Genomic DNA, 251 nt, shown 5'->3' with positions numbered 1-251 from the left:
TGGGCGCCGAGTTCATCACGCAGGAAGCGCACCAGCTTGCGGGCCTTCTCGCTGCCGGCCTCGAACTCGATGCCGGCATAGATGTCTTCCGAGTTCTCGCGGAAGATCACCATGTCCACCTTGTGCGGCTCCTTCACCGGGCTGGACATCCAGATCATGAGCCAGGTGCGTGCCATGCGCTACACGCTGGAGCGCGTGATCCGTGGCCTGGACACCATCAGCGCCACCGGCAACATCCTGCGCGACTACCT

At 63.3% G+C, this 251-nt stretch carries 2 pseudogenes; one reads left to right on the top strand and one right to left on the bottom strand.

From position 1 onward, the window contains the following. Positions 1-143 (bottom strand): annotated as a pseudogene (locus RVY79_RS20805) (NADP-dependent isocitrate dehydrogenase); the annotation flags it as partial. Between RVY79_RS20805 and RVY79_RS20800 the strand changes: the two are divergent. After that, positions 139-251: pseudogene (locus RVY79_RS20800) on the top strand (NADP-dependent isocitrate dehydrogenase); the annotation flags it as partial. The pseudogenes RVY79_RS20805 and RVY79_RS20800 sit on opposite strands and share 5 nt — an antisense overlap.

Origin of the sequence: Chromohalobacter sp. HP20-39, assembly GCF_033052815.1 — a bacterium.
In the GTDB taxonomy this organism is placed as follows: domain Bacteria; phylum Pseudomonadota; class Gammaproteobacteria; order Pseudomonadales; family Halomonadaceae; genus Chromohalobacter.
The sequence above is the reverse complement of the archived record's forward strand: the minus strand, read 5'-3'. Positions and strand labels throughout refer to the sequence as shown.